Origin of the sequence: Paracidovorax anthurii (assembly GCF_003269065.1) — a bacterium.
GTDB classification, from domain to species: domain Bacteria; phylum Pseudomonadota; class Gammaproteobacteria; order Burkholderiales; family Burkholderiaceae_C; genus Paracidovorax; species Paracidovorax anthurii.
Window position 1 is genome coordinate 1 of sequence record NZ_QLTA01000111.1, and the last position, 4,599, is coordinate 4,599.

At 69.6% G+C, this 4,599-nt stretch carries 5 protein-coding genes; 4 read left to right on the plus strand and 1 reads right to left on the minus strand.

Annotated elements, in window-relative coordinates; translation table 11 throughout:
- From AX018_RS24280 to AX018_RS24290, 3 genes are all read left to right on the plus strand, one after another.
- On the plus strand, window positions 1-450 hold a 450-nt coding region (locus AX018_RS24280; RefSeq protein ID WP_245951836.1), incomplete at its 5' end, for an isocitrate/isopropylmalate family dehydrogenase.
- 334 nt (window positions 451-784) lie between these two features.
- A complete protein-coding gene (locus AX018_RS24285; protein ID WP_111882809.1) occupies window positions 785-1,825 on the plus strand; it encodes a patatin-like phospholipase family protein in 1,041 nt (346 codons plus the stop codon).
- A 346-nt stretch (window positions 1,826-2,171) separates the two neighbouring features.
- Entirely contained in the window at window positions 2,172-3,605 is a 1,434-nt protein-coding gene (locus tag AX018_RS24290; protein ID WP_111882810.1) for an MFS transporter, read from the plus strand.
- Between the two features lie 129 nt (window positions 3,606-3,734).
- Here AX018_RS24290 and AX018_RS24295 read toward each other — a convergent pair whose 3' ends face one another.
- Window positions 3,735-3,992: a hypothetical protein gene (locus AX018_RS24295; RefSeq protein ID WP_170146347.1), complete on the minus strand. Its 258-nt coding sequence runs from the start codon at window positions 3,990-3,992 to the stop codon at window positions 3,735-3,737.
- 296 nt (window positions 3,993-4,288) lie between these two features.
- On the opposite strand from AX018_RS24295, the gene AX018_RS24300 reads away from it, so the two are divergent.
- Window positions 4,289-4,599 (plus strand): transposase (locus AX018_RS24300; protein WP_211322508.1); only part of this gene is annotated, 311 nt, incomplete at its 3' end.

Below are 4,599 nucleotides of genomic sequence, written 5' to 3' on the forward strand. Positions count from 1 at the left end.
CCGGGCATCGTGCTGGACAAGCAGCACATCGACATCCTGACGGCGCGCTTCGTGCTGCAGCCGGGGCGCTTCGACGTGGTGGCGGCGACGAACCTGTTCGGGGACATCCTCTCGGACCTGGGGCCGGCGACGACGGGCACGATCGGCTTGGCGCCCTCGGCGAACCTGAACCCGGAGCGCACGTTCCCGAGCCTGTTCGAGCCGGTGCACGGCTCGGCGCCGGACATCTACGGCAAGAACATCGCCAACCCGATCGCGATGGTGTGGTCGGGGGCGCTGATGCTGGACTTCCTCACGCAGGGCCAGGGGGCGGGGCGTGCGGCGCACGATGCGATCGTGGCGGCGATCGAAGAGGTGATCAAGAGCGGCCCGCGCACGCCGGACCTGGGCGGCACGGCCAGCACCACGCAGGTGGGCGAGGCGATCGCGGCGGCCATCGCGCGGGCGTGATTGCTACTGTATTGATAGCGAACTATTGAGAAAAACCGGCGACATCCAGCGGATTTCACCCTTGGAATCCGGCTGGGCCGCCTCCCGGGCGCCTGCCACACCCCCTCCCGCGCCGAACGCGCGGCATGGGGGCTTCTTTCATTGCCGGGCCGCCCTGAGACGAGAAACAGCACCCCGTGAGCCGCTTCATGCCTTCCCCCGCTCTCGCCCCGCGATGCGATGCGGGAAGGGGACGCCGCCAGCGCGGCGGGGCGGCCCTTGCGCGGCGGCCACGGGCCTGGGCCGCGCCGGGTCGATAAACTCCCCCCTCCCCCACAGCCTCTCTTCTCCCGGCATGCGCCTGAACGCCTTGTTGCGCCCCCTGGGCATCCTGAGTGTGTTGGCGGCCCTGGCCGCCTGCGGCAGCGCGCCGCCCGCCGGGCCCACGGCGCGCGCCCCCGCCACGCCCCCTTCGCCCTCCCCCGTGCCCGCCATCAAGATCGGCATCGCCCTGGGCGGCGGCGCGGCCAAGGGCTTCGCGCACATCGGCGTCATCAAGATGCTGGAGGCCAACGGCCTCGCGCCCGCCGTGGTGGCGGGCACGAGCGCCGGCAGCGTGGTGGGCGCGCTGTATGCCAGCGGCATGAACGCGTTCGAGCTGCAGGAAAAGGCCGTGGCGCTCGACGAGGCCAGCATCCGCGACCTGCAGCTCTCCTCCGGCGGGCTGGTGCTGGGGCAGAAGCTCGAAGACTACGTGAACGAACAGGTGCGCCGCCAGCCGCTGGAGCGGCTCGCCAAGCCCTTCGTGGCCGTGGCGACGCGGCTGGAGGACGGCGAGCGCACCGTGTTCTCGCGCGGCAACACGGGCCAGGCCGTGCGCGCCTCCAGCAGCGTGCCGGGCGTGTTCCAGCCCGTGGCCATCGGCCCCTACCATTTCGTGGACGGCGGCGTCGTGAGCCCCGTGCCGGTCGATGCGGCGCGCCAGCTGGGCGCCGACGTAGTGGTGGCCGTGGACATCTCCAACAAGGCGCGCGGCCAGACGCCCGCCGGCATGCTGGGCACCCTCGGCCAGTCGATCGCGATCATGGGCCAGAAGCTCGGGCAGGCCGAGCTGGCGCGGGCCGACGTGGTCATCCGCCCGAAGGTGCTCGACATCGGCGCGACCGACTTCACGCAGCGCGCCAGCGCCATCCTGGAGGGCGAGAAAGCCGCCCTGGCCGCCATGCCGCAGATCCGCGAGCGGATCGCGCAGCTGCAGGCCGCGCGCGACGAGGCCACGCGGCTCGCGCAGCAGAAGGCCGCCGAGGCGCAGCGCCAGGCGTGCCTGGAACAGCGCTCGCGCCTGCAGAAGCTGGCCGGCATGGCGGGCCTGGACGACTCCTGCCCCGCGCCCTGAGCCCCGGGGGCGCAGCGCCCCTGGCCGCGGCGGTCACCGCGAAGATCCGCCCCGTTTGCTACTTTATCGATAGCAAACTATGCAGCAAAACCGGCGACATGTGAGCGGTTTCCCTCCCCAACGCCCCCACAGGGAGGGAAGATCGTTCGGCGCTTTCATCCCCGCGCCACCCTCGCGCTGTGCCGCTTTCTCACGGGCGTCGATCCCCCTCCCATCCGCTCACTGCCCGAGAAACACCTCCGCCGCCGCCCGGCCCATCCCCCTCGGGTAAGCGTCAGCGGTATCCCACAGCAACCCGGGCCCGCATCCGATGGCAGGCCGGACCCGGGCGCCGTAGGGTGCCCGCATGTCTTCCGGCGGCGGCATCCCTGCCCGGCTCGACCGCCTGCCCTGGTCGGCCTGGCACTGGCGCGTGGTGTTCGCGCTGGGCATCGCCTGGGTGCTCGACGGCCTGGAGGTCACCATCGTCGGCTCACTGGGCAGCGCGCTCGAACGCCCGGACACGCTGGGGCTGAGCGCCACGCAGGTGGGCTGGACCGCATCGCTCTACGTGGGCGGCGCGGTGCTCGGCGCCCTGCTGTTCGGCCGCATGGCCGACGCGCTGGGCCGCAAGCGCCTCTTCATGCTGACCCTGATGGTGTACATGGTCGCCACCGTGGCCACCGCCTTCACCAGCCACTTCGCCACCTTCGCGCTGTGCCGCTTTCTCACGGGCGTCGGCATCGGCGGGGAATACGCAGCCATCAACTCCGCCATCGACGAGCTGATCCCCGCGCGCGTGCGCGGCCGCGTGAACCTGGCCATCAACGGCAGCTTCTGGATCGGCGCGGCGCTGGGCGCCGCCTTGAGCCTGGTGCTGCTCGACGCACGGGTGCTGGGCCCGCAGGACGGCTGGCGGGCCGCGTTCCTGATGGGCGCGCTGCTGGGCGTGGCCGTGCTGCTGGTACGCCGCCACGTGCCCGAAAGCCCGCGCTGGCTGATCTCGCACGGCCGCGCCGACGAGGCCGAGCGCATCGTCGCGGACATCGAGCGCCGCGTGCATGCGCATCCCCCCTCGAAGCCCCGGCCGGCACCGGCCCCGGCCGCCGCGACCTCACCGCCCCGTAACACCCTGCCCACCGCGTCGCAGGTGATGCACGTGCTGCTGCGCCGCTACCCGGAGCGCAGCGCCGTGGTGCTGGCGCTGATGGTGTCGCAGGCCTTCTTCTACAACGCGATCTTCTTCACCTACGCGCTGGTGCTCACGCACTTCTATGCCGTGGATGCCGCGCGAGTCGGCCTCTACATCTTCCCGTTCGCGGCCGGCAACGTGCTGGGGCCGCTGCTGCTGGGCCCGCTGTTCGACCGCATCGGCCGGCGCGTGATGATCACGGCCACCTATGCGCTGGCCGGCATCGCGCTGGCGCTGACGGGTCTCGGCTTCATGAACGGATGGCTCGACGCCACCACGCAGACGCTGGCGTGGTCGGCCGTGTTCTTCCTGGCCTCGGCGGCGGCCAGCTCGGCGTATCTCACCGTGAGCGAGGTGTTCCCGCTGGAGATGCGCGCGCTGGCCATCTCCCTCTTCTATGCCGTGGGCACCGGCATGGGTGGCTTCGCGGCCCCGGCGCTGTTCGGCGCACTCATCGACACGGGCAGCCGCGGGAACGTGTTCGCCGGCTACCTGCTGGGCGCCGCGCTGGTGCTGGTGGCGGCGGGGGTGACGTGGCGCTGGGCGGTGGATGCGGAGCGGAAGTCGTTGGAGGAGATTGCGCCGCCGCTGGGGGTGGTCAAAGGCTAGGCATTGAATAGCCGGTCGGTTTCGGCGAATCCTGCGACCCACGGGAAATTCAGAGGCACTCAAAGGCCAAAGTCTGAAGCGATGGGGGCTCCGAGACAACGGGCAAGACACGTCCGCTGGCCGTTCCCGTCAAGGCAGATGATTCCAAGGCGAGGATCGCCCCTCCGGCGATCGATCATCGACTGGCGCACGGCCTTTATCAGGACGGGAAGGGATGAGCGCCGATGCCAGGAGCACCGCGAAGGCCAGCCACGGCCCCAGTAAAAGCACCTCCAGCAGGCCGATGCCATTGCCCAGCGCAGCCAGGACACCCAGCATCAAGCCTGTGCCCATGACCACGGAGACCGCACGGGTGAACTTGCCGGTCAACGCCATGCCGAGGAACACCAGAGCGCATCCCATGAGCGGCAAGCCCTAGATGCCGAGGAGATCGTTGCCCTGGAAAGGGTGCGGCCCTCCTCCGGCAAGGCAGGGGACAGAAATACTCCAGTCGATCAGGCCGGCAATTCCATATTCTTTATTGCCCGCCCACCAACGTTTTGGAGCCATTTTTCTCCCGCTCTCTTTTATCGATCCGGATTATGTGCAGGACCGGCTCACACACCGAGAGGTGCCTGGCCAATTGCACGGTGCAAACGGCTTTGTTGCACAAATCACCCCGGCCACACCGGTAGACTGAAGGCGTGACGGAAGCAAAGAGCGAGAGGCGGACCAAGTACCGCACGACGAACTGGAAAGCCTACAACGCAGCGCTGAAGGCGCGAGGATCGTTGACGATGTGGCTGGATGAAGGCATGCAGTGGCTTGGCAAGCCGAACGGCAAGCGCGGGCGCAGCCCGACGTTCTCGGACGCAGCCATCCAGTTTTGCTTGAGCATCAAGTGCCTGTTCGGCCAGCCCCTGCGGCAGGCGCTGGGCATGGTGGACAGCCTGCTGCGGCTGGCCAAGCTGGACTGGCCGGTGCCGGACTTCAGCACGGTGTGCCGACGCCAGAA

Coding starts and splice junctions, on each gene's coding strand:
- AX018_RS24290 (WP_111882810.1), top strand. CDS start 2,172: ATGTCTTCCGGCGGCGGCATCCCTGCCCGGCTCGACCGCCTGCCCTGG.
- AX018_RS24285 (WP_111882809.1), top strand. CDS start 785: ATGCGCCTGAACGCCTTGTTGCGCCCCCTGGGCATCCTGAGTGTGTTG.